24 protein-coding genes and 1 pseudogene are annotated in these 19,582 nt (G+C 68.1%); 11 read left to right on the forward strand and 14 right to left on the reverse strand.

Translation table 11 applies throughout. The features are described 5' to 3' along the window. Positions 1-4: 4 nt before the first annotated feature. Positions 5-586: a biotin transporter BioY gene (locus NKG96_RS00115; RefSeq protein ID WP_254536414.1), complete on the reverse strand. Its 582-nt coding sequence runs from the start codon at positions 584-586 to the stop codon at positions 5-7. Between the two features lie 137 nt (positions 587-723). On the opposite strand from NKG96_RS00115, the gene NKG96_RS00120 reads away from it, so the two are divergent. Together NKG96_RS00120 and NKG96_RS00125 are read left to right on the forward strand one after the other, a co-directional pair. After that, complete coding sequence (locus tag NKG96_RS00120; protein WP_254536415.1) at positions 724-1,320, forward strand: conditioned medium-induced protein 4; 597 nt, start codon at positions 724-726, stop codon at positions 1,318-1,320. Between the two features lie 113 nt (positions 1,321-1,433). Continuing rightward, positions 1,434-2,087, forward strand: coding sequence for a CRISPR-associated protein Cas4 (locus NKG96_RS00125; RefSeq protein ID WP_254536416.1), 654 nt, complete (start codon positions 1,434-1,436; stop codon positions 2,085-2,087). A 22-nt stretch (positions 2,088-2,109) separates the two neighbouring features. On the opposite strand, the gene NKG96_RS00130 is transcribed toward NKG96_RS00125, so the two are convergent. The 3 genes from NKG96_RS00130 to NKG96_RS00140 are packed head-to-tail and all read right to left on the reverse strand — an operon-like array spanning position 2,110 to position 3,563. Then, a complete protein-coding gene (locus NKG96_RS00130; RefSeq protein WP_254536417.1) occupies positions 2,110-2,706 on the reverse strand; it encodes an L-threonylcarbamoyladenylate synthase in 597 nt (198 codons plus the stop codon). Positions 2,707-2,712: 6 nt separating this feature from the next. Beyond that, positions 2,713-3,282 (reverse strand): redoxin domain-containing protein, encoded by a 570-nt coding sequence (locus tag NKG96_RS00135; RefSeq protein WP_254536418.1) that lies wholly within the window; start codon positions 3,280-3,282, stop codon positions 2,713-2,715. Beyond that, positions 3,282-3,563 (reverse strand): glutaredoxin family protein, encoded by a 282-nt coding sequence (locus NKG96_RS00140; protein ID WP_254536419.1) that lies wholly within the window; start codon positions 3,561-3,563, stop codon positions 3,282-3,284. The genes NKG96_RS00135 and NKG96_RS00140 overlap by 1 nt, the downstream gene beginning before the upstream one ends. Before the next feature lie 136 nt (positions 3,564-3,699). On the opposite strand from NKG96_RS00140, the gene NKG96_RS00145 reads away from it, so the two are divergent. Both NKG96_RS00145 and NKG96_RS00150 read left to right on the forward strand, forming a co-directional pair. After that, entirely contained in the window at positions 3,700-5,046 is a 1,347-nt protein-coding gene (locus tag NKG96_RS00145) for a hemolysin family protein (RefSeq protein WP_368409322.1), read from the forward strand. Positions 5,047-5,065: 19 nt separating this feature from the next. Continuing rightward, positions 5,066-5,836: pseudogene (locus tag NKG96_RS00150) on the forward strand (VOC family protein); the annotation flags it as partial. A 5-nt stretch (positions 5,837-5,841) separates the two neighbouring features. Here the strand turns inward: NKG96_RS00150 and NKG96_RS00155 are convergent. Continuing rightward, positions 5,842-7,044, reverse strand: coding sequence for an inorganic phosphate transporter (locus NKG96_RS00155; protein ID WP_254536421.1), 1,203 nt, complete (start codon positions 7,042-7,044; stop codon positions 5,842-5,844). 113 nt (positions 7,045-7,157) lie between these two features. Between NKG96_RS00155 and NKG96_RS00160 the strand changes: the two genes are divergently transcribed. Further along, positions 7,158-7,940, forward strand: a complete 783-nt coding sequence (locus NKG96_RS00160) for a DUF7537 family lipoprotein (RefSeq protein WP_254536422.1) — start codon at positions 7,158-7,160, stop codon at positions 7,938-7,940. A gap of 15 nt (positions 7,941-7,955) precedes the next feature. On the opposite strand, the gene NKG96_RS00165 is transcribed toward NKG96_RS00160, so the two are convergent. Both NKG96_RS00165 and NKG96_RS00170 read right to left on the reverse strand, forming a co-directional pair. Further along, positions 7,956-8,660: a DUF5828 family protein gene (locus tag NKG96_RS00165; protein ID WP_254536423.1), complete on the reverse strand. Its 705-nt coding sequence runs from the start codon at positions 8,658-8,660 to the stop codon at positions 7,956-7,958. A 78-nt stretch (positions 8,661-8,738) separates the two neighbouring features. Continuing rightward, a complete protein-coding gene (locus NKG96_RS00170; protein ID WP_254536424.1) occupies positions 8,739-8,942 on the reverse strand; it encodes a DUF8007 family protein in 204 nt (67 codons plus the stop codon). A 78-nt stretch (positions 8,943-9,020) separates the two neighbouring features. On the opposite strand from NKG96_RS00170, the gene NKG96_RS00175 reads away from it, so the two are divergent. Both NKG96_RS00175 and NKG96_RS00180 read left to right on the forward strand, forming a co-directional pair. Next, positions 9,021-9,428, forward strand: coding sequence for a cupin domain-containing protein (locus tag NKG96_RS00175; RefSeq protein ID WP_254536425.1), 408 nt, complete (start codon positions 9,021-9,023; stop codon positions 9,426-9,428). Next, positions 9,425-10,036 carry a DUF8052 family protein gene (locus NKG96_RS00180; RefSeq protein ID WP_254536426.1) on the forward strand — a complete coding sequence of 204 codons (612 nt, stop codon included), beginning with the start codon at positions 9,425-9,427 and terminating at the stop codon, positions 10,034-10,036. Before NKG96_RS00175 ends, NKG96_RS00180 begins: the two co-directional genes overlap by 4 nt. A 361-nt stretch (positions 10,037-10,397) precedes the next feature. On the opposite strand, the gene NKG96_RS00185 is transcribed toward NKG96_RS00180, so the two are convergent. The 4 genes from NKG96_RS00185 to NKG96_RS00200 all read right to left on the reverse strand — a co-directional run bounded on the left by NKG96_RS00185 (position 10,398) and on the right by NKG96_RS00200 (position 14,095). Further along, on the reverse strand, positions 10,398-10,736 hold the full coding sequence (locus NKG96_RS00185; RefSeq protein ID WP_254536427.1) for a hypothetical protein: 339 nt from the start codon (positions 10,734-10,736) through the stop codon (positions 10,398-10,400). 155 nt (positions 10,737-10,891) lie between these two features. Then, entirely contained in the window at positions 10,892-12,736 is a 1,845-nt protein-coding gene (locus NKG96_RS00190; RefSeq protein ID WP_254536428.1) for a carbon starvation CstA family protein, read from the reverse strand. Between the two features lie 103 nt (positions 12,737-12,839). Beyond that, the gene (locus NKG96_RS00195; RefSeq protein ID WP_254538163.1) at positions 12,840-13,790 is read right to left on the reverse strand and encodes an ArsA family ATPase; all 951 of its coding nucleotides are present in this window, start codon (positions 13,788-13,790) and stop codon (positions 12,840-12,842) included. 8 nt (positions 13,791-13,798) lie between these two features. Further along, entirely contained in the window at positions 13,799-14,095 is a 297-nt protein-coding gene (locus tag NKG96_RS00200) for a DUF7990 family protein (RefSeq protein ID WP_254536429.1), read from the reverse strand. A gap of 114 nt (positions 14,096-14,209) precedes the next feature. Between NKG96_RS00200 and NKG96_RS00205 the strand changes: the two genes are divergently transcribed. Both NKG96_RS00205 and NKG96_RS00210 read left to right on the forward strand, forming a co-directional pair. Then, complete coding sequence (locus tag NKG96_RS00205; RefSeq protein ID WP_254536430.1) at positions 14,210-15,553, forward strand: restriction endonuclease; 1,344 nt, start codon at positions 14,210-14,212, stop codon at positions 15,551-15,553. A 69-nt stretch (positions 15,554-15,622) separates the two neighbouring features. Next, the gene (locus tag NKG96_RS00210) at positions 15,623-16,837 is read left to right on the forward strand and encodes a GTP-binding protein (protein ID WP_254536431.1); all 1,215 of its coding nucleotides are present in this window, start codon (positions 15,623-15,625) and stop codon (positions 16,835-16,837) included. Positions 16,838-16,859: 22 nt separating this feature from the next. Here NKG96_RS00210 and NKG96_RS00215 read toward each other — a convergent pair whose 3' ends face one another. Beyond that, entirely contained in the window at positions 16,860-17,252 is a 393-nt protein-coding gene (locus tag NKG96_RS00215) for an SRPBCC family protein (protein ID WP_254536432.1), read from the reverse strand. A 14-nt stretch (positions 17,253-17,266) separates the two neighbouring features. Then, complete coding sequence (locus NKG96_RS00220; RefSeq protein ID WP_254536433.1) at positions 17,267-17,593, reverse strand: hypothetical protein; 327 nt, start codon at positions 17,591-17,593, stop codon at positions 17,267-17,269. A 66-nt stretch (positions 17,594-17,659) separates the two neighbouring features. On the opposite strand from NKG96_RS00220, the gene NKG96_RS00225 reads away from it, so the two are divergent. Both NKG96_RS00225 and upp read left to right on the forward strand, forming a co-directional pair. After that, entirely contained in the window at positions 17,660-17,842 is a 183-nt protein-coding gene (locus NKG96_RS00225; RefSeq protein ID WP_254536434.1) for a DUF8107 family protein, read from the forward strand. 50 nt (positions 17,843-17,892) lie between these two features. Further along, positions 17,893-18,582: a uracil phosphoribosyltransferase gene (gene upp / locus NKG96_RS00230; RefSeq protein WP_254536435.1), complete on the forward strand. Its 690-nt coding sequence runs from the start codon at positions 17,893-17,895 to the stop codon at positions 18,580-18,582. A 355-nt stretch (positions 18,583-18,937) separates the two neighbouring features. Here upp and NKG96_RS00235 read toward each other — a convergent pair whose 3' ends face one another. After that, positions 18,938-19,567 carry an IMPACT family protein gene (locus NKG96_RS00235; protein WP_254536436.1) on the reverse strand — a complete coding sequence of 210 codons (630 nt, stop codon included), beginning with the start codon at positions 19,565-19,567 and terminating at the stop codon, positions 18,938-18,940. Between the last annotated feature and the right edge of the window lie 15 nt (positions 19,568-19,582).

Consider the following 19,582-nt stretch of genomic DNA (forward strand, 5'->3'; position numbering starts at 1 on the left):
CGCGCTATCGGGGCACGACGGCGTCGCTCCGGGCGACGAGCACCGACGCGCCCACCTTGATGGCCGCGGTCGGCAGGAACGGGAGGACGCCCGTGGTGACGGCCGTGACGAGGCCGAGACCGAGTGCGAGCATCAGGCCGACGACGCCGAAGGCGTAGACGACGACGGCACCCACGACGGGCGCGGCGACGAGGCGCGGCAGGGGAATCGCGCGCGGCGACTCGAGGGAGGTCCCGTGGGCGACGAGGCCCGTCGCTATCGCGCCGAAGACGAACCCGAAGAGGTAGCCGCCGGTCCCCCCGAAGAGGTGACCCACGCCGCCGGTCGCGCCCGCGAACACCGGGAGACCGACGACGCCCGCCAGCAGGTAGAGGACGAACGAGACGCCGGCCCATAGCGGACCGAGGAACAGGCCCGCGAGGAACACCCACAGCGTCTGGAGCGTGATGGGGATGTTCGGTGCGAGGGGGTGGGTGACGCTCACGGGTGCCGTGGCGCTCGTGGCGGCGGCGAACAGCGCTGCGCGCGCGAGGTTTCCGACGGTGGCCTCGCCGACGAGGTCGACCGCCTGATCGGTCGTGGTCATACCCGTCGCTCGTCGTCAACCCCGTTGTAGCCTTCGGTTGACGACGGGCTCGCGGCGGGCGGAAATCCCCGATACAGGGGCACGAACGTGCCTGCAGCAGATTCAAATAGATACCTCGCGTGCAGTTTTAGCCACTGATGGACGAGAAAACCGCAGAACTCCGTGATATCTTCATCGACGTGACGGACGGGGAGACGGTCACCGAGAAACAGGAGGAGGCGCGGGGGTCGCTCACCGAGAACGAGGAGCACGTCGGGACTCGTGTCGAGGACATCGTCGCACGCATGCGCGAGCAGTTCGACTTCGAGTCGGACCTCTCGAACGGTGACCTGCGCCGGGTCGCCGAGGGGTACCACGACGGCGAGACGGACGCCGCCATCGCCGAGGCCCTCGACGCGGACCCCGAGACGGTCGTCACGGCCCGCCACGACCTCCACCTCCTCCACGACCGGGAACTGGAACCACCCTTCGAACTGGCCCGCCTGCGCGAACTCCTCAACGAGGACCGCACGGTGGCCGACGTCGCCGAGGAACTCGACGCGTCCGCCTCGACGGTCCGGAAGTACCGCGCCGTCGTCGAGACGCGCAGGGAGATGCGAAGCGTCAACAACCGCTTCGTCGACGAGTTCGCCGAACTCCTCACGGACGCCGACCTGCAGGACCACACCGACGAGGTCAAACAGGACGGTCTGGACGAGGCCACCGAAGGCATGGAGACGAACGTCTCGCTCTAACCCGTCTCCCCCTCCGCACGTCTCTCCTCCGGTTCTCTCGTTTGCGCTCGCGACGACCAGCCACGCTCCCACCGTGCGGGAGTTCAAGTACGGGGACGGGACCACCCCGTCCCGTGTACGCGTTCACCGACCTCTCGCTGGCGGCGTACTGCCCCCGGAAACTGTACTACCGCTGGCGCGACGCCGAGGAGTACGAGTACCCGGAGCGCGACGGCCGCCACGAACTCGCCTTCCGGTACGACGCGCTCCTCGACCCGGGGACAGAACTGGGTGAGGAACCCGTCGCTGTCGCCCCGGACGAGTACCGGCGGGCGCTCGGCCGGTCGAAGGCCCGCGTCGGGGCGTTCGACGCCCTCGTCAACCCGGACGACCGGGACGTGTTCCTGCAGGGGCGGCGGGCCCGCGGCGTCGCACACAAGGTGCTGGAGTCGCCGCTTGCGCCGTCGCTCGTCTCGGCGGGCGCGCCACCCCCGGAGGGCGTCTGGGAGCCACAGGCCGTCCGCGCGGTGGCGATGGCGAAGGCACTCTCGTGGGAGCGCGAGACGCCTGTCGACCGCGCCTTCGTGGAGTACGCCGCCCACGGCGTCGTGCGCGAACTCGAACTCACCGCCCGGCGGACGGGCCAGTACCGGCGAGCGCTCCGGACCGCCGCGGGTATCGACGGCCCGCCCGCGCGGACCCGCCGACGCTCGAAGTGCGAGGCCTGCGAGTACCGCGGGACGTGCGGGGTGCGTACCCGGTCGCTCCGCTCGCTGCTGGGTCGGTAGTCGAACGGGAGGGCGGAGGACGTCAGTGGACGTCCAGCCACGCCTCGACGTCGCCCGCGAGCGCCCCCGATCGGTGAATCTCACCGGACGACACGTCCACGACGGTGCTCTCGGCACCACCCGTCTCCCCGGCGTCGAGGACGACACAGGCCTCGCGGATGGCGGGGTCGACGTCCCCGACGACGCGGGCGCTCCCCTGCCCCGAGCGGTTCGCACTCGTGGCGGTCAGCGGTACCTCCGCCCGTTCGAGGAGTTCGAGGGCGACGTCGTGGTCGGGCACCCGCACGCCCACCCGGTCGCGCCCGGCGGTCAGTACGTCCGGGACCGACTCGCGGCGTTCCACGACGACCGTCACCGGCCCGGGGAGGAACTCGCGCATGAACGCGACCTCACGCTCCGTCGGTCGGGTGTACTCGCGGGCGGCGTCGACACTCGGGACGCCGAGCGAGACGGGCTTGTCGCGCGACCGGCCCTTCAGGTCGAAGACCCGTCCGACCGCGTCGGGAGAGCGGGCGTCCGCGCCGAGGCCGTACACCGTCTCGGTCGGGTAGACGACGCACTCGCCGTCGGCGATGGCGTCGACGGCGGCGTCGAGGTCCAGGTCGAAGTCGGGGTCCATCCTCGGCTACAGGTCGTCGATGGCCGCGCCGACCTCGTCGTAGTCGGGGAAGTCGGGCCACTCGCTCGCGACCCACGCGTACTGGACGACGCCCTCCTCGTCGACGAGGAAGACCGCGGGGAGCGGTTCGCGGATGCCCTCCATGTCGTCGAGGTCCCACGCGATGCCGAACGCCTCGGCGACGCCCGCGTTGGGGTCCGAGAACAGGCGCGAGGAGATGCCGCGCTCCTCGATGAGCGTCTTGTGCTCGTACGGCGAGGAGATGGAGACGCCCACCACCTGCACTGCTCGCGGGTCGCTCTGCTCCCCGCTCGCCGCTCCGGGGGTGCTTCGCACCTCTCTCCCTTCCCACCCCCGGTCGCGAATCTCGTTCCAGACGTACGTCGCGGGGAACGCGCCGTCCATCGGGTGGAAGACGAGGAGCGTCGGCCCCTCGCTGTACACGTTCGAGAACGCCGTGTCCTCCCAGTACTCGGCGTTGACGAGCGGTCGAGTGAAGTCGGGGACGGTGTCGCCCACCGTGGGGGCGTCGACGGTCGTGTCGTCGAGGTCGACCACGTCGAAGTCGAGGTCCATCAGGCGGACACCTCCTCGCGCCCGGCGTCGCCGTACTCCGCCTGCAGGTAGTCCACGATGTTGGCGCTCTCGGACATCGTGACGCCGGTGTTCCCGTCGACGATGGCCGGGACGGTGCGCTTGCCGGAGATGCGCTTGACGACGTTCCGGTCGGCGTGCATCGGTTCGACGAACCGCGAGCGGTAGGGGATGTCGAGGTCGTCGAGGACGCGGACGACGCGCTCACAGTACGGACACGCCTGGAGTCGGTACAGGGTAATCGCCGGGTCGCCTTCGCTCATACGGTCCCGTTGGGCCGAACGCGTCCTAAGCGTATCGCCATCCATGACAACGCTTAATCTGCCCGCCGCTGAAGGGTCGGCGTTAATGGGCCATAGTCTGTCGCTAGCGCTCTCCACGTTCCCCGCACGAGTGGCGATGCTCCTCCAGTCCGACGCCATCGATGTCCTCGGGGTCGAACTCGGGGCGGACGTGTTCACGACCATCGGCTGGCTGGTCATCGTCGTCCTCATCGCCCTCTCGGCGTTCTTCTCCTCGTCGGAGATCGCGATGTTCTCGCTCGCCTCCCACCGCGTGGAGGCGCTGAACGAGGAGGGGTCGAAGGCCGCGGCGACCCTCAAGAGCCTCAAGGAGGACCCCCACAGACTGCTGGTGACCATCCTCGTCGGCAACAACATCGTCAACATCGCGATGTCCTCCATCGCGACCGGGCTGCTGGCGTTCTACGGCCTCTCGGGCGGGCAGGCCGTCGCCGTCGCCACGTTCGGCGTCACGGCACTCGTCCTCCTGTTCGGCGAGAGCGCCCCCAAGTCCTACGCCATCGAGAACACCGAGTCGTGGGCGCTCCGCATCTCGCGGCCCCTCCAGCTCGCGGAGTACGTCCTCCTGCCCCTCGTGGTCACCTTCGACTTCCTCACCCGGCAGGTCAACCGCATCACGGGCGGGCGGGCGGCCATCGAGACGTCCTACGTCACCCGTCAGGAGATACAGGACATCATCGAGACGGGCGAACGCGAGGGCGTCCTCGACGAGGACGAACGCGCCATGCTCCAGCGCACCCTCCGGTTCAACGATACCATCGCGAAGGAGGTGATGACCCCCCGACTGGACATGACCGCCATCCCGAAGGACGCCGACATCGAGGAGGCCATCGAGTCGTGTATCCAGTCGGGCCACGCCCGGATGCCCGTCTACGAGGGAAGCCTCGACAACGTCGTCGGCGTCGTCCACATCCGCGACCTCGTGCGCGACCTGAACTACGGCGAGCGCGAGGACCTCGAACTGGAGGACCTCGTCCAGCCCACGCTCCACGTCCCCGAGTCGAAGAACGTCGACGCCCTCCTCCGGGAGATGCGCACCAACCGGATGCACATGGTCATCGTCATCGACGAGTTCGGCACCACGGAGGGGCTGGTGACGATGGAGGACCTCACCGAGGAGATCGTCGGCGAGATTCTCGAAGGGGAAGAGGAGGAACCCATCGAGTTCGTCGACGACGACACGGCCGTCGTCCGCGGCGAGGTCAACATCGACGAGGTCAACGAGGCACTCGACATCGACCTCCCCGAGGGCGAGGAGTTCGAGACCATCGCCGGGTTCATCTTCAACCGCGCGGGTCGCCTCGTCGAGGAGGGCGAGGAGATCGACTACGACGACGTGGTCATCCGCGTCGAGCAGGTCGACAACACCCGCATCATGAAAGCCCGCGTCACCCGGACCCTGCCCGACGAGGGGCAGGAGACGGAAGAAGTCTCCACGGGGTGAGCGTGCACTCGACCACGTCGTCTTCGCCGTCCCCGACCTCGATTCGCTCACCACCGCCACCGACCGCGTCGGCCTCGCCGTCGAGTACGGCGGTTCCCACCCGGACGCGAACACGGAGATGGCGCTCCTCACGCTCGGTGACGGTACCTACGTCGAGTTCCTCGCCGGGACCGGCGGCGAACCGGGCTGGTGGCCCGCCCACGTCGAGGCGGGCGCCGGTCCCGCCGACTGGTGTCTCCGGGTCGAGAGCGTAGAGGAGACGCTCGTCCGTTCGATTCGGGCCGGACTCGCCGTCCGCGGCCCTCTCCCGGGCACGCGCGACCGACCCGACGGCCGCCGACTGGAGTGGGACCTCGGCAGGCACCTCGACTCCGGACTCCCATTCTGCATCGCGGACCGGACGCCCCGCGAGTGGCGCGTCGGCGAGGCTGACCCGACGAACCCCGCGAGCGTCGCGGAGGTGGTCCTCGCGGTTCCCGGAGAGCGAGCCGACACGCTCCTCGGAGCGCTCCGGCGGCGCTGGCGACTCCCGACGCCCCAGCCAGTCGAGACACCCCTCGACGCCGAGATGCGGACGGTCCCCGGCGCGCCGCTCTCGATTGCGGTACCCGAGGCGGGGTCGGAACTCGCGGCGCGAACCGAGCGCTTCGGGCCGGGACCGTGTGCGTACCTCCTCGACGGCGATTCGGGAACGTTCTCGACCGCCGACCCGGAACCGTGGGGCGACGGGACGGTAGAGTGGCTGAACGACCCGCTGTTCGACGGGCGAGTGGGTATCCTGTCCGCGTAGTCGAATCAGGCGACGCCGAGGACCAACGAGACGGCGGTGTACGCGCCGTAGCCGAGGCCGACGGCGAGGGCGAGCGAGGCCACCCACGCGGCCACCGTCTTCAGCATCTTCTCGCGGCTGACACCCGCCCCGCCCGCGGCGTAGCCCGACCCGATGATGGCCGAGACGATTATCTCGTTGAACGAGACGGGGACGCCGAGGAAGACGGCGGTCTGGGCGATGGCGAACGAGGGGATGAGCGCCGCGATGGAACGACGCGGCCCGAGTGAGGAGTAGTCTTGCGAGAGCGTCTTGATCATCCGGGGTGCGCCGGTCCACGACCCGACGAGGAGGCCGAACCCGCCGCCGAAGAGGACGGCGACCAGCGGGACGGTGAACGACACGTCGTCGAGCAGGGGCAGGAGGGGGCCGATGGCGAGGCCGACCTGACTCCCCCCCGCCGAGAACGCCACGAGGCCGCCGAGGACCAGCAGGAAGTGGCGCTGGCCGGCCAGTTCGTCGCGGGCGATGTCGCGGTAGAGCAGGCCCGCCCCGACGAGGGCGAACAGGAGCGAGATGCCCACCTGCCACGGGAGCACCGTCGGGAACACGTCGGTGTTGATGAACGCCGCCTCGACGACGCTCGCCGCCTGTCCCGCGGGACCGAGCAGGGCGAACTGGACGTTCGCGAGGATGACGCCGACGACGCCCGCCAGCGCCGGGATGGCGTAGCGTTCGGGTACCGACTCGCTTCTGAGGACGCGCGCCGTGAGGTAGGCCGCGCCGCCGCCGACGAACGGGACGAGCACCCACAGCGTCGAAATCTCCCGGTACTTGGCCCACGCCGGGTCGCCGCCGAGGGCGAGGCCGACGCCGACGACGGCCCCGGTGACGGTGAACGCGGTGGCGATGGGGTAGCCCGCGAAGACGCCCACGGCGACGAGGACGGCCGCGAGGGTGAGCGCCACCGTCGCGGCCACGGGCGAGAGCGTCGCGCCCTCAATGAGCTGGCGGCCCACTGCCTCGGTGACGTTCTCGCCCTGCAACACCGCCCCGAGGAGACCGAGGATGCCGACGACGAACCCCGCTCGCATCACGGAGATGGCGTTGGCCCCGACGGCGGGCGCGAACGGCGTCGACCCAGACGACCCTGCGCCGATGGCCCACGCCATGAACAGGGACGCGACGCTCGCGACGAAGAGGGTGGCGACGAGTTCGACGGCGACCATTCGGGGAGACGTACCGCTGGCCCACTCAAGAAGCCTCGTATTGCGCACCGTGGCCGCCTCGGGGTGGCACACCGTGCCAAGAGTTATGCGACTCGTGAGGGAACGCAGACTCGATGCGCGCCCTCCCGCTTCTGTGCGCCTGTCTCGTCGTCCTCGCGGGCTGTAACGGCCTCGGGGGCGGCGACAGCGACGGCGACGTGACGCCCGCCGACGTGCCCCGTGACCTCCACGGCGGGACGATCGCCCCCGGCCTGACCGAATCCGAACTCGTCAACGCGAGTGCGCTAGCGACCGCCCACGAGCGAGTGCTCGCGAACCGGTCGTTCGCCGCGACCTACCGGCTCCAGTTGCTCGCCGCGAACGGGTCGGTCATTCGAGAGAGCGTCACGCGGGGACAGTACGCCGCCGACCGCCTCCAGTACAACACGTCGGCACGCTACACCGGCGGGTTCGCGGAGGCGCGCGGTACGGAGCGCCGCGAGTCGTGGGCCGACGGTGACCACCGGTACGTTCGCTGGTCGCGGGGCGGCGAGTGGGAGTACCAGCGCCAGCAACTCCGACCGCCCGCGCGACTCAGTCCCGGGGACACCCTGGAACCGCTGCTGTCGGGAGCGACGGGAGTCGCGGTCGAACGGCTGGACACCGAGGGCGAGTGGGAGCGCTACCGCGTCGAGGCGACCGAGTTCGAGAACCTCAGTGGGAACGTCGAGAACGCCACGCTGACGGCCGTCGTGGACGAACGCGGACTCGTCTCGGAGGTGCGCGTCGTGGTCGTCCTCGACACCGGGCACCAGCAGGTGGTACGGGTCACCTACTCGGCCGTCGGCGAGACGACGGTTGAACGGCCCGCGTGGGCGGACGAGGCGCTCGAACGGGTGAACGCGACGGGAGGATAGCTCGACAGAACCGCGCTAGCTGATTCTGGGGTTCGCGTCGTCCCCGCTGTCGGGGATGTCGACGCCCTCGCCGCCCTCGACCGTCTCGAGCAGTTCGGTGTCCTTCTCGGTGTCGACGTGCCAGCGGTCGACGCTCTGTTCGTAGTCGGCCAGTTTGTTCGAGACGCGAATCTTCAGGTCGTCGTCGTTGACGTTCACCTCGAAGCGGTAGGTGGGCGGGTCCCGACGGCCCTGTCGCTGGAGGTTGGCGCTGACGAGGTCGTTGTCGAAGTAGTACGGAGACATCTGGGTCATCACCTTGCGGTAGACGACGCCCTCGACCTTGCGGAGGGCCTTCCGGCTGGCGGAGTCGGCGGCGCGCGCGACGTAGTCGATGGACTCGCCCCACTTGTCGACGGCCTCGTCGGTGTCCTCGTCCAGTTTCTCGTAGGACTCCGAGAGTTTCTCGCCGGCGGTGCGCAGGTCCTCGTCGGGGTCCTTGCCCGCGCGTTCGCCGCGCCCCTCTTTCACGCTTGCCTGTTCTGCTGTCTTGTGGTTGACGTCCTCGTCGAGCCGTTCGTGGTTCTTGGGGCGCCACTCGTCCCACTCCTCGAACGGTCCATCGGGGACCGAGACGCCCTCGCTCTCGATGTCGTGAAGTGCGCGTGTCAGTCGCTCGCCGTGTTCGACGACGTCGCCCCACGATCCGGTGACGCTGAACCCCGAGACGCTCTCTTCCATATGAACGATGACACCTCTACGGAGTGCAGGTCTAAAAAGCTCTCCCGGTGCGGGTGCCGGGCGTCGGACGGGGCGGGGTCAGCGTCCGTAGACGAACCGGGAGGCGGCGGCGTCCAGTCGGTCCTTGACCCCGGAGAGCCACGCGCCGGGCGAGACGAGGCGCGCCTCGTCCTCGGACACCTCGATGCGGTCGCCCGCGAACGGGTCGGGCGCGTCCTCCATCGTGCCCGAGACGGAACTCATCGCACACCGCCCGCAGGTCTCGGTCTCTTTCCCTCCCATGTCGCGCACAGTCGGGCGACGCCCAGTTAAGCGTTCGCGTACGACACGGTTTTGAGCGGCGCGCGCTCGTAGCCCGATATGGGATACCGCGTCGTCGACCCCGAGACGCTCGAAACCGAACCCGACCGCCCCTGTACGATGCACCGGTTCTCGGAACCGGCCGGCCTGTCGTCGATGGCCGTCAACCGCTTCGGCGCCGACCCCGGCGAGCAGTTGCCCCTCGCGTACCACTACCACGACGAACAGGAGGAGGCGCTCTACGTCGTCTCGGGGACGCTGGCCGTCGAGACGCCCGAGGGGACCTACGAGGTGCCGACTGGCGGCCTGTTCGCCGTCGACCCCGGCAGCCCCCAGCGGGCGTACAACCCGGCGGACGCGGAGGAACGGGTGACCGTCCTCGCCATCGGCGCGCCGCCCGTCGAGGGCGACGTCCACGCGTACGACCCCGAGGAGGACGGAGGGGGCGACCCGGGCGACGGGCGATGAGCGAGGGCGACCCGGGCGCGGACGTGGACGCCGACCACGCGGGCGAGGCGGAGGAAGAGGCCCGCCCCGAGTGGGACGACGACTACGTAGACCGGGTGGCCGACCGCCTGCAGTTCAACTACGACCTCGAACGCGACTATCGGGCGGGCGGCGAGTCGTTCGACCTCTACGGTCGGATGGACATGGACACCCACAAGCAGTTCATCCACCCCGCCATCACCTACGGCCACCAGCACTCCGCCGAACACCTGTTCGCCCGGCGGGTCGACCGAGTTCGCGTGTCCGACCTCGAACGCCTCGTCTCGCTGGCTCACGATCTCGCCGAGACGTGGGTCGAACCGAGCGAGGAGCACTTCTCGACGGACTTCGTGTTCGTCCTCGTCGCCGAGGAACTCCCCGACGACGTGCGCTCGTTCGTCTCGGGGTTCGAAGACCGGACGATGCTCAAGTACGGTTACCACGGCCACTACGAGGTCGAACTGGCGGTGGTCGTCCCCGACCGCGAGGAGAGCGTCGACTCCGGCGTGGGCGTCGTCGACGCGTTCCGCCTGTGGGGTGGGGAGGAGGCAGAGGACGGGTTTCTCGGTCGGCTTCGGGGCCTGTTCTGAGGCGTGCGCCGAGGACCGTCAGGACGCACCGCCGACGAGTTCCCGCGGACTCGCCCGAACCACCGGGGCGCGACCGATACCGGGTCGTACCTCGAACGGGCGACGGAAATACGACCGACGCTGCATTCGCAAGGTTGCCGTGCTTAATAGGGGCCGTATTCTCCGAGCGTGCAAGCAGTGGGAAGCTCAGCGTTTACCTCAGTTCGTTCTGTGGTAGTGATTGCCGTTCGGGCACGGGCGACAAGGCGCTCCCCGGAGCGTTTCTCGCCGTCCGTCACGGCGATGGTGGCGTGTCCGCTTCCCGCTCGCAGTGGTCGCAACGCGGAGGTACCCGCGTTGGTACCCCCTTTCGTTCCGCGCCTCAGCCTTTGAGCCGGTCGATCTCCTCGTCGCTCAGTTCGCTCCGCACGACCTCTTCGACGGCCGTGATTTCGCTCCGATGGCCGTGATCCTCGCCGAGGACGGTGTCGATCGCCGCGAGTACAGCGTCCCTGATTTCGTGTTCGTACTGGCTGCTGTGCCCGTTCGTGTCGAGGTCGACGACGGGTTGACAGCCGTTGGCGGGCGTATCGGTGACGCGAAGTCCCGCCTGACCAGTCTCGTAGAGCGCGACGAACTCCTTCAGGGGGGCATCCGGGGCGCTCGTCTCTTCGGGAGTCGGCCGCGATTCGGCGTCCTGCTCCTCGTCGTGACCGCTCATGTACGGTGCTGATGACTACTGTCGTAAATGTGTACCGCGGCGTGTAACCCCCAGTGAACGTGTTCGCGCCCGTCGAGAGCAACCGAGGAGAATGCCGGGGACACGCACAGCCCCGTCGGGGCCGAGGAGCCCCGAACCGTGGGGAGAAGGGGGTGCTAGTCGTCCGCCGCCGTGAAGCTCGTCGTCTGGCGCGCCTCGCGGATGTTCTTGTAGCCCATCCACGCGATGGAGACGGCGAGGGCGGCGAGCACCAGCGCGATGAGGCTCTGGACGCCGAAGGAGGCGACGAGGAACAGGTCGCCCTCGGCGAGTGCGCCCAGCAGTTGGCCGGGCGCCCGCAGCAGGCCGATCCAGAGCAGCGCCGTGACGGTGATGACGAGCATCAGCGCCATCGGCAGCCCAGTCGAGAGGAGCTGTTTCGTGTCGTCCCAGTTGGCCAGCCAGAGCGTCGCCGCGAGTAGGGCGAGCGCGGCGAGCGTCTGGTTCGCGCCGCCGAACAGCGGCCAGAGGCTCGACCACGTCCCGCTGCCGACGAGGACGTAGGCGGGAACACACTGGAGCAAGCCGGCGTTGACGTAGCGGTTGGTCGCCGCGCGGCCGACGGTGGACTCGGGGACGCCGACGATCTCGTCCATCATGTACCGGCCCAGGCGGACCGCGGTGTCGGTACTCGTCAGCAGGAAACTGACGAACACGAGGCCGATGAACGCCGCGCCGACGGCGGGCGGGATGCCGAAGCCGGCCCCGAGCATCACCGCGCCGCCGGTCGGGAAGTTGGCGAGCGCACCGACGACGCCGGAGTTTCCGAGGAACTCCGTGGAGGCGACGATGGCGAAGGCGGCGACGGCGGTGGTCGCCAGCAGGCCCTCGCCGAGCATCGCGCCGTAGCCGATGTCGCGGGCGTCGGTCTCCTTGTTCAGCTGTTTGGCCGTCGTGCCCGAGGAGACCAGCGAGTGGAACCCGCTGATGGTCCCGCAGGCGATGGTGACGAACAGGAACGGGAAGATGGGACCGATGACGCTGTTGAACCCGAGGAACGCGTCGTAGTTGGTCGTGAGTTGCGTGTACGTCTGCTCGCCGACAGTGACCGAGAACCCGTTCCCGGTCAGACCCATGACAGTGGCGACGAGGACGGCGAGGAGCATCCCGCCGACGCCGGTGTACAGCAGGCTGGAGGTGAGGAAGTCACGCGGCTGGAGCAACACCCAGACGGGCAGGACGCTCGCGACGAACCCGTAGATGACGACGACGGGCACCCACGCGGCGACGTTCGCGCCGAGGGACTCCGACAGGGGGAGCCAGTTCCACGCCGCGGCGTCACCGAGGAGGACGATGACGTCCGCCGCCGTCTCCTCGGTGCCGACCATCGCGATGGGGTACTGGATGCCGACCCAGACGCCGGCGAACACCATCGCGACGAACGCGACGGCGCCCGGCAGGAAGGGCAGGTCGAGTTGGTAGAGGTAGACCCCGAAGAGGAGCGCCAGCATGATGTAGACGAACGACGCCGTCGCCGAGGAGGGGAAGGCGTTGAACACCACCGCCACCACCAGCGCGAACACGGCGATGACGAGAATGATGGTCAGGAACGCGAACCACAGCAACATGTTCTTGCCCCGTTCCCCGACGTACTGGCCGATGATGTACCCGATGGACTTCCCCTCGTGGCGCACGGACGCCGAGAGGGACATGAAGTCGTGGACCGCGCCGAACAGGGGGTTCCCGATGGCGATCCAGAGGATGGCCGGCAGCCACCCGAAGGCGGCCGCGGCCGTGATGGGGCCGACGATGGGCGCGCCCCCCGCGATGCTCGAATAGTGATGCCCCAGGAGGACGCTCTTCTTGGCAGGGACGTACTCCTGCCCGTCCTCGTACTTGTGTGCTGGCGTGTCGTTCTCGTCGTCGAGTTCGACGAACTGGGCGAGATACCGGGAGTACCCCAGATAGCCCACCGTGAACGTGACGAGTGAGAGGATCACCAGTACGGCAACCTGTACCATAGTGTACTCCGATTCATGGTCATCGTAAAGTTAAGACTTCTCATCGCTCACGCTCAAAGGTCCGAAATCAGGAACGTGGAGGCCACAAACAAGTGAATCGGTCTCAGACCGACACGTCGAGTTCGTCCGCCACGTCCGCCAGCAGGTCGCCCTTGACCTCCGCGATGCGCGTCTCGATGGCCGCGACCAGCGGCGGGTCGAACTCCTCGCGGACCGTTCGGACCCGGGTCGACTCCGTCTCGACCCGGTCCCGAAGGTAGCGCGCGCCCCGCCCGTCCTCCTCCGGGTCGGGTTCCGGCGTCAGGCGGTTCATCACGAGGCCGTTCACGGGGAGGTTCTTCTCGGCGTAGCTCTCGATGGCCCGCTTCGTCTCCCGGAGCGACAACTCGTCGGGGTTGAGCACGAGGAAGAAGGCGGCCTCGTTTCGCAGGGTCCGGCCCGCGAACTCGAAGTTCTCCTTTCGTTGCTGGAGGCGGGCGATGATGGGGTCGCCGACCTGCGAACGCCGGGGTTCCCGGCCCCCGATGGCGGCCTTCTCGTAGAGGTCCACGCTCGACTCACGTTTCTGGAGAAGCCGGTCGATCCACCCCTCCAGATACTCGGGGAGCGAGAGCAGTCGGAGGGTCCCCCCGGTGGGCGAGGTGTCGAAGACGACGCGGTCGTAGTCGTCCGCAGAGCGCATCACCTCGATGAACCGGTCGAACAGGGCCGCCTCGTGTGCGCCCGGCGTCTGGTGGGCCAACTCTATCTGCCGGTCGATCTCGTTGACGATGCTCGGACTCACCTGATCGCCCAGCGCCCGCTTGATCTCCATCAGGTGCTCGTCCACCGCGACGTCGGGATCGATCTCCATCACGGACAGTGAATCGTACCCCTCGACGGGCGTCGGGTCGTCCGCGAAGTGCTGGTCGAAGACGTCGGCCGTCGAGTGGGCGGGGTCCGTCGAAACGAGGAGGGTCTCAAGCCCCGCCGTCGCGCACTTGTGGGCGTACGCCGACGAGACGGTGGTCTTGCCGACGCCGCCCTTCCCGCCGAAGAAGACGAACCGCTCGATGTCGGCCATCAGAAGTGGTACTGCTGGCCCTTCCGTTCGAGCATCGACTCGCGGTCCCACATCCGCCGTTCCCACTGGTCGAACTCCTCGGCGAGGTACGGGAGGAGTTCCGCCGTGTAGTAGGAGACGGGCGAGGGGATGCCGAACGCGTCGGGGAAACACGCGAGGAGGAAGGCGTCCTCCTGGTCCTCGGCCTCCTTCTCGACGAGTTCGTAGGCCGGGTGCGATATCATCCCGTGGTAGAGGCCGCGCGCCCACTCCTCGACCCACTCGCGGAAGGCGGCGATGCGCGCTTCGAGGTCCATGTCACTCAGTGGCGCGTGGCGCGTGGAAAAGGGTGTCGGGGTGAGGCAAAAGACATCGGCGATCCGTGTCTTCCTTGGAGAAAGAGATAATTAATAGCATTTCTCACAGATACTATGACGGTTTTAGACGAGCTTTCGGGCCACGAATTCGAGGACGTAATGGAAGACGTATTCAGAAAACTCGGCTACCAGAACGTCCGCCAGTCGAAGAAAACGGGGGACGAGGGACGGGACATCCTCATGGAGGAAACCGTAGACGGACAGCAGCGCGGAATCGTCGTCGAGTGTAAGCACCAGCACTCGGTCGGTAGACCAGTCGTCCAGAAACTCCACTCAGCGGTGGCGACCTACGAGTTCCACGGTCCGAAACGGGGAATCGTTGTGACGACGGGACAGGTGACAGAGCCGGCCCGGGAGTACGCCGAGCGATTGCGCGAGAACGGCCACGACGCGACAATCGGCTTCATCGACGGGACCGACCTCAGGGACATCGCGGACGATATCGGACTCAACCTATACAACGGTCGAATCGAGATACTCTGCGACCAGACACTTCGTCCCGTTGACCCAGCAGGCGGGGTCGAAGCCCCTGTCCGGGAGGCATTTCGTTCCGTCAAGAACCTCACTCCGGAATCGCTTCCGAAGGCGAACTCGACGGTCGTGTACGAACCGCTGGTGTCGATACGCGCTCGAACGGACGCGACGTTCGAGACGTCGGTCGGCGTCGTGCACGAAGTCGACGAACGGGACGAAGTGGTCGTTCGTGCGGAGGCCGACGAGCCAGTGATTGTGGATTCGAACGTTGCCGAGTTGGTTGCGGATGGCGGCGCACACACCGTGAGTATAGAGAGTTCGTCCGTCGAAGACACGTTCGGCGAGTCATCTCTCGGTAGGTTCGCGCTGACAGAGACGGGCTACAAAGACTGGGCGGTCGACCACCTCCGAACCAAGTACACCGAGACGGTGGAATACACGGGTGACAACAACGTTGACTACGAGAAGGAGTGCGAGCCGAAGCTCTCGGACGTGTCTGTCGGGTCAATTTCGTCACTCTACCTCCCACGCGTCCGGTCGACCACGGAGCTCCAGAACTACTCGTACTCGCTCGAATACTACGCGGCGGGACCATCACGTCACACGATAGAGAACGGAATCGGTCAGTGTGTTCACTGTGGGTGGCGTCGGTTTACCGACCACACGTACTGCGACAACTGTGGAAGCATCAACTGTCGCCGCCATATCAAGACCGAACACACCGAAGGAACTCCGGTCTGCTCCGGCTGTGCGACCTCGGAACGGTTTGCTCTCAAAAAGAAGTACTTCTACAACGATGAGAACCTCGATGCCTTCCGAGAGGAGTACGAGTCGATGTCACTCCCGGAGAAAGCGCTGGAGAACAAGCCCATGGTTGCGAGCTCCGTGGTTTTCGTCCTGATTACGCTGTTCATGCTCGTGTGACTGGAGAGACGTACACGCGCCTCACCCACCCGCGACGAAGCTAAGGGCCGCGCGTTCGACGCTCACGGTATGAACGACGGCACGCCGGTCACGGTCCTCAGCGGCGCGCTGGGGGCGGGGAAGACGACGACGCTGAACTACCTCCTCACCAACGCCGACCGCAAACTGGCCGTCCTCGTCAACGACATGGGCGAGGTGAACGTCGACGCGGCCCTCATCGAGAACCGCGAGGGCGGCGTCGCGGAGCTCTCGAACGGGTGTATCTGCTGTGACCTGCGCGACGATTTGGAGGTGGAGGTGTCCCGCCTCGCCCGCGAACGCGAGTTCGACCACCTCGTCGTGGAGTCCTCGGGCATCAGCGAACCCGCGCCCGTCGCCCGCCTGTTCACCACCGGTCCCGCGAGCGCACCCTACGACCTCGACACCCTCGTCACCGTCGTGAACGCCGCCGAGTTCCTCGACACCGTCGGCGGGGACGAGACGGTGACCACGGAACGCGTCGAACGCCGGCGTCCCGACCGGGTCGAGAGCGAGGGGGAGGTCCGCCCGCTCTCGGAACTGCTCGTCGCGCAGGTGGAGACGGCGAACGTCCTCCTCGTGAACAAGTGCGACCTCGTGAGCGACGAGGAACTCGCGGAGGTAGAAGAACTCCTGACCTCGCTCAACCCCGGCGCGCGCATCGTCCGGGCGACTCACGGCGAGGTGGCTCCCCCCGACCTGCTGGATACGGCCTCGTTCGACCTCGACACCGTCAGCGAGACGGAGGCGTGGCAGCGCGCCGTCGAACACGCCGACCACGCCGACTCGGACGGCCACGAAGGCGACCACGCCGGCCACTCCCCGCAGGCCACCTACGGCATCGACTCGTTCGTCGTCCGGGCCCGGCGACCGCTCCACCCCGGCCGGTTCGCGGACTTCCTCCGCGAGTTCCCCGAGGGCGTCGTCCGGTCGAAGGGACTCGTCTGGGGCGCGGGGCGCGAAGACGTCTCGCTGCACTTCAGTCAGGCCGGCCCGTCCCGTCGGGTGGCGGTGCAGGGTCGCTGGATAGCGAGCCTCCCCGAGTCGCGCCAGTCCGTCCAGCGCAAGATGCATCCCGAGGTGGAGTGGGACGACGGGTGGGGCGACCGGCGGGTCGAGGTGGTGTTCATCGGGAAGGCGATGGACGAGGACGCGATTCGGGAGACGATGGACGAGTGCCTGCTCACCGAGGCGGAGTTCGAAGGCGAGTGGGACGAGTTCGAGAACCCGTTCCCGGACGAGAACGGCGACCCGTTCGTCGCGTAGGGGCGTCGGTTACGACGCCAGTTCAGCACTGCTCTTCGATGGCCGCGAGCGCGCGCTTCAGTTCGCCGCGGCGCTTCCACCCCGCGAGGCGGTCGAAGACGGCGGGCCCGCCCGTGACGACCACCGACCGGGCGGTGATCCGCGACCCCTCGTCCTCGGGCGCGACGGTCACGGTGGTCTCCAGTCGGTCGAGGGGTCCCTCGCGCATGGTGTAGGCGATGCCGTCCTCGCGTTCCTCGAAGGCGAGGAGGAGTTCCACGCCGTAGCCGCCCGCGTGGACGAGCGTCTCGCCTGCCCCGTCCTCGACGCCGCGGACGTCGAAGCTTCCCTCTGCCTCCACGAGAGCGACGGGCGAGAGGATACGCTGGACGACGGCGGGCGGCGCGCGGACGAACCGGGACGTCTCGACTTTCACGTCTCGAGTACCCGTCAGGGCACCAAAAACGGGAGGGTCAACAGGAGGAGCACCCCGGTGGCGACGAGGGCGACGTAGAACAGTTGGCGGATGCGGAGGGCGGGCGGCACCTCTCCCCGGAGGGCGGGGCGGTCCTGGCGGACCAGTCGGTGGTGGGCCGCCAGCGTCAGGCCGACGAACACCAGCGTGCAGGCGAGCAGGCCGACTTCGAGGGGGAGGCCGAGCGAGAGGCAGTACACCGGCCCGAACGAGAACGTCACGAGGAACGCTGTGCTCGTCGCGACGAGGAACGGGATGGGGTCGACCCGTTCGCCCTCGCTGTTTCGCAGTCCGGGGCGCACGGGTGGGTGTTGGTGGCCGTCCCCGTATAGCTAGGTACAAAGGCACGCACCACGCAGTCGGGGGCGATGGCCGAAGACGGCGACATCAGGGTTCTGCTCGTGCTCGACGTCATCCTCTCGGCGGCGTTCGCCGGCGTCGTCCTCTGGGGGATGGACTTCGCGGGCATCGCCCCGTGGACGACGACGAACTTCGTGGGCGCGACGCTGGCGGTGGCGCTCCTGACGTACGTGGTCGTCCTGCGACAGTAGTCCGGGCGTTTCCACAGCGTTATACTGTCGGCCCCATTTCGACGCGAGTAATGACCATCGAGGAGCGCACGAACGCGTCGCTCGTGACGCACGCACTGGCACGGGACACCCTCTCGCGCATCCGCGACGTGCGCACGTCGCAGGTGTCGTTTCGAAAGGGGCTGGTCAAACTGGGGCGCATCTGCGGCTACGAGATAATCGACGGCGCGATGGAGACGGAGTACATCCCCGTCGAGACCCCCCTCACGGAGATGACGGGCGAGCGCATCACCGGGATGGACGACGTGGTCATCATCAACGTCCTCCGTGCGGCCACGCCGTTCGTCGAGGGCCTGCTGAAGGCGTTTCCGCGCGCCCGACAGGGCGTCATCAGCGCGGGCCGCGACGAGGACGCGGGGATGGACGAGGGCGGCGAGTTCCCCATCAGCATCGACTACGTCAAACTCCCGAAGATCGAACCGGAAGACACCGTCATCGTCGCCGACCCGATGCTCGCCACCGGGTCGACGATGTGCGTCGTCCTCGACCACGTCCTGCAGGACCAACCCGACCCCGCCGACCTGTTCGTCCTCTCGGCCGTCTCCGCCCCCGACGGCCTCGTCCGGGTCGCCGAGCAGTTCCCCGAGGCCGACCTGTTGACCGTCGCCATCGACGACCACCTGGACGAGAACGGCTACATCGTCCCCGGCCTGGGCGATGCGGGCGACCGCGCGTTCGGGACGGGCGGCCGCGAGGACTGACGGCGCGCGCGGGTCCGATTCGCTCGCTTCCGGTGGCGACCGCCGGGCCACCGGACCGCCGGACCGGCGGCCGACTCGACCCGCTCCCGTCGGACCTCCCCTCCGCCTTTCACAGACCGCCCGAGTGCTCTCCCGTCGGGCGGTGTCACGAACCGCGCGAGCAACCCTTATGCTCCGGCGGGTGGTACGTGTGAACGTTCCTGTCGGTCGGAGCCTCTGACAGACGGGTGGCCACACGCACGACGCGTGAGCGGAGCAACGAATACCAACGTACGGCCCCCCCGACCGGCGGGAATCGCCTTCTGCGGATGGGGTGACCAACCCCGTCCCGTGCGCGACGTCCGACCCGCGAGCGCTACGAGACGTCGGCGCGCCCGCTCGTCGCACTGCGGAGTCGGTCGCGCAGGCCGTCGCTCTCGGCGACGGGTGCGCGCACCTCGAAGCGGACCACGTCCTCGTAGGTCGCCTCGAACTCGTAGCCCGTGCTCTCGATGATTCCGCGGACGGTCCCCGAGTCGTCGTAGGCGGCGACGACCGACAGCGACTCGTGGGGTTCCTCCTCGACGCTTCCCGCGTCGGCGACGGCTTCCTTCGCCGCCCGCGAGTACGCCCGGACGAGGCCGCCGACGCCGAGGTTCGTCCCGCCGTAGTAGCGCGTGACGACCACGACGACGTTCTCCAGTTCCTGTCCCTGCAGGACGTTCAGCGTGGGTTTGCCGGCGCTCCCCGAGGGTTCGCCGTCGTCGCTGGAGTACTCGCGGAGCATCCCGCTTCCGAGGGTGGAGTCACCCTCCCGCACGCGGTAGGCGGGCACGTTGTGCGTCGCGTCGTCGTACTCCGCCTCCACGCTCGCGACGAACGCCTCCGCCCCCTCCACGTCGGAAGCGGGCGCGGCGTGGCCGATGAACTCGGAGCCGTGGACCTCGAAGGCGGCCTCGCCGCGGCCCGCGAGGGTACGGTACGTCTCGGGTGCGGGGTCTGACACGCCACGGCTTCGGAC

The sequence above is a fragment of the Halomarina litorea genome, assembly GCF_024227715.1.
GTDB lineage: Archaea > Halobacteriota > Halobacteria > Halobacteriales > Haloarculaceae > Halomarina > Halomarina litorea.

Bases quoted from the DNA above. Each gene is read 5' to 3' on its own strand.
- NKG96_RS00135 (WP_254536418.1), bottom strand. From the start codon at position 3,282: ATGGACCTCGACTTCGACGTGGTCGACCTCGACGACACGACCGTCGAC.
- NKG96_RS00225 (WP_254536434.1), top strand. From the start codon at position 17,660: ATGGCCGAAGACGGCGACATCAGGGTTCTGCTCGTGCTCGACGTCATC.
- NKG96_RS00155 (WP_254536421.1), bottom strand. From the start codon at position 7,044: ATGGTCGCCGTCGAACTCGTCGCCACCCTCTTCGTCGCGAGCGTCGCG.
- NKG96_RS00130 (WP_254536417.1), bottom strand. From the start codon at position 2,706: ATGGACCCCGACTTCGACCTGGACCTCGACGCCGCCGTCGACGCCATC.
- NKG96_RS00210 (WP_254536431.1), top strand. From the start codon at position 15,623: ATGAACGACGGCACGCCGGTCACGGTCCTCAGCGGCGCGCTGGGGGCG.
- NKG96_RS00180 (WP_254536426.1), top strand. From the start codon at position 9,425: ATGAGCGAGGGCGACCCGGGCGCGGACGTGGACGCCGACCACGCGGGC.
- NKG96_RS00115 (WP_254536414.1), bottom strand. From the start codon at position 586: ATGACCACGACCGATCAGGCGGTCGACCTCGTCGGCGAGGCCACCGTC.
- NKG96_RS00200 (WP_254536429.1), bottom strand. From the start codon at position 14,095: ATGGACCTCGAAGCGCGCATCGCCGCCTTCCGCGAGTGGGTCGAGGAG.
- NKG96_RS00120 (WP_254536415.1), top strand. From the start codon at position 724: ATGGACGAGAAAACCGCAGAACTCCGTGATATCTTCATCGACGTGACG.
- NKG96_RS00185 (WP_254536427.1), bottom strand. From the start codon at position 10,736: ATGAGCGGTCACGACGAGGAGCAGGACGCCGAATCGCGGCCGACTCCC.
- NKG96_RS00165 (WP_254536423.1), bottom strand. From the start codon at position 8,660: ATGGAAGAGAGCGTCTCGGGGTTCAGCGTCACCGGATCGTGGGGCGAC.
- NKG96_RS00190 (WP_254536428.1), bottom strand. From the start codon at position 12,736: ATGGTACAGGTTGCCGTACTGGTGATCCTCTCACTCGTCACGTTCACG.
- NKG96_RS00140 (WP_254536419.1), bottom strand. From the start codon at position 3,563: ATGAGCGAAGGCGACCCGGCGATTACCCTGTACCGACTCCAGGCGTGT.
- NKG96_RS00175 (WP_254536425.1), top strand. From the start codon at position 9,021: ATGGGATACCGCGTCGTCGACCCCGAGACGCTCGAAACCGAACCCGAC.
- NKG96_RS00205 (WP_254536430.1), top strand. From the start codon at position 14,210: ATGACGGTTTTAGACGAGCTTTCGGGCCACGAATTCGAGGACGTAATG.
- NKG96_RS00170 (WP_254536424.1), bottom strand. From the start codon at position 8,942: ATGGGAGGGAAAGAGACCGAGACCTGCGGGCGGTGTGCGATGAGTTCC.
- NKG96_RS00145 (WP_368409322.1), top strand. From the start codon at position 3,700: ATGCTCCTCCAGTCCGACGCCATCGATGTCCTCGGGGTCGAACTCGGG.
- NKG96_RS00160 (WP_254536422.1), top strand. From the start codon at position 7,158: ATGCGCGCCCTCCCGCTTCTGTGCGCCTGTCTCGTCGTCCTCGCGGGC.
- upp (WP_254536435.1), top strand. From the start codon at position 17,893: ATGACCATCGAGGAGCGCACGAACGCGTCGCTCGTGACGCACGCACTG.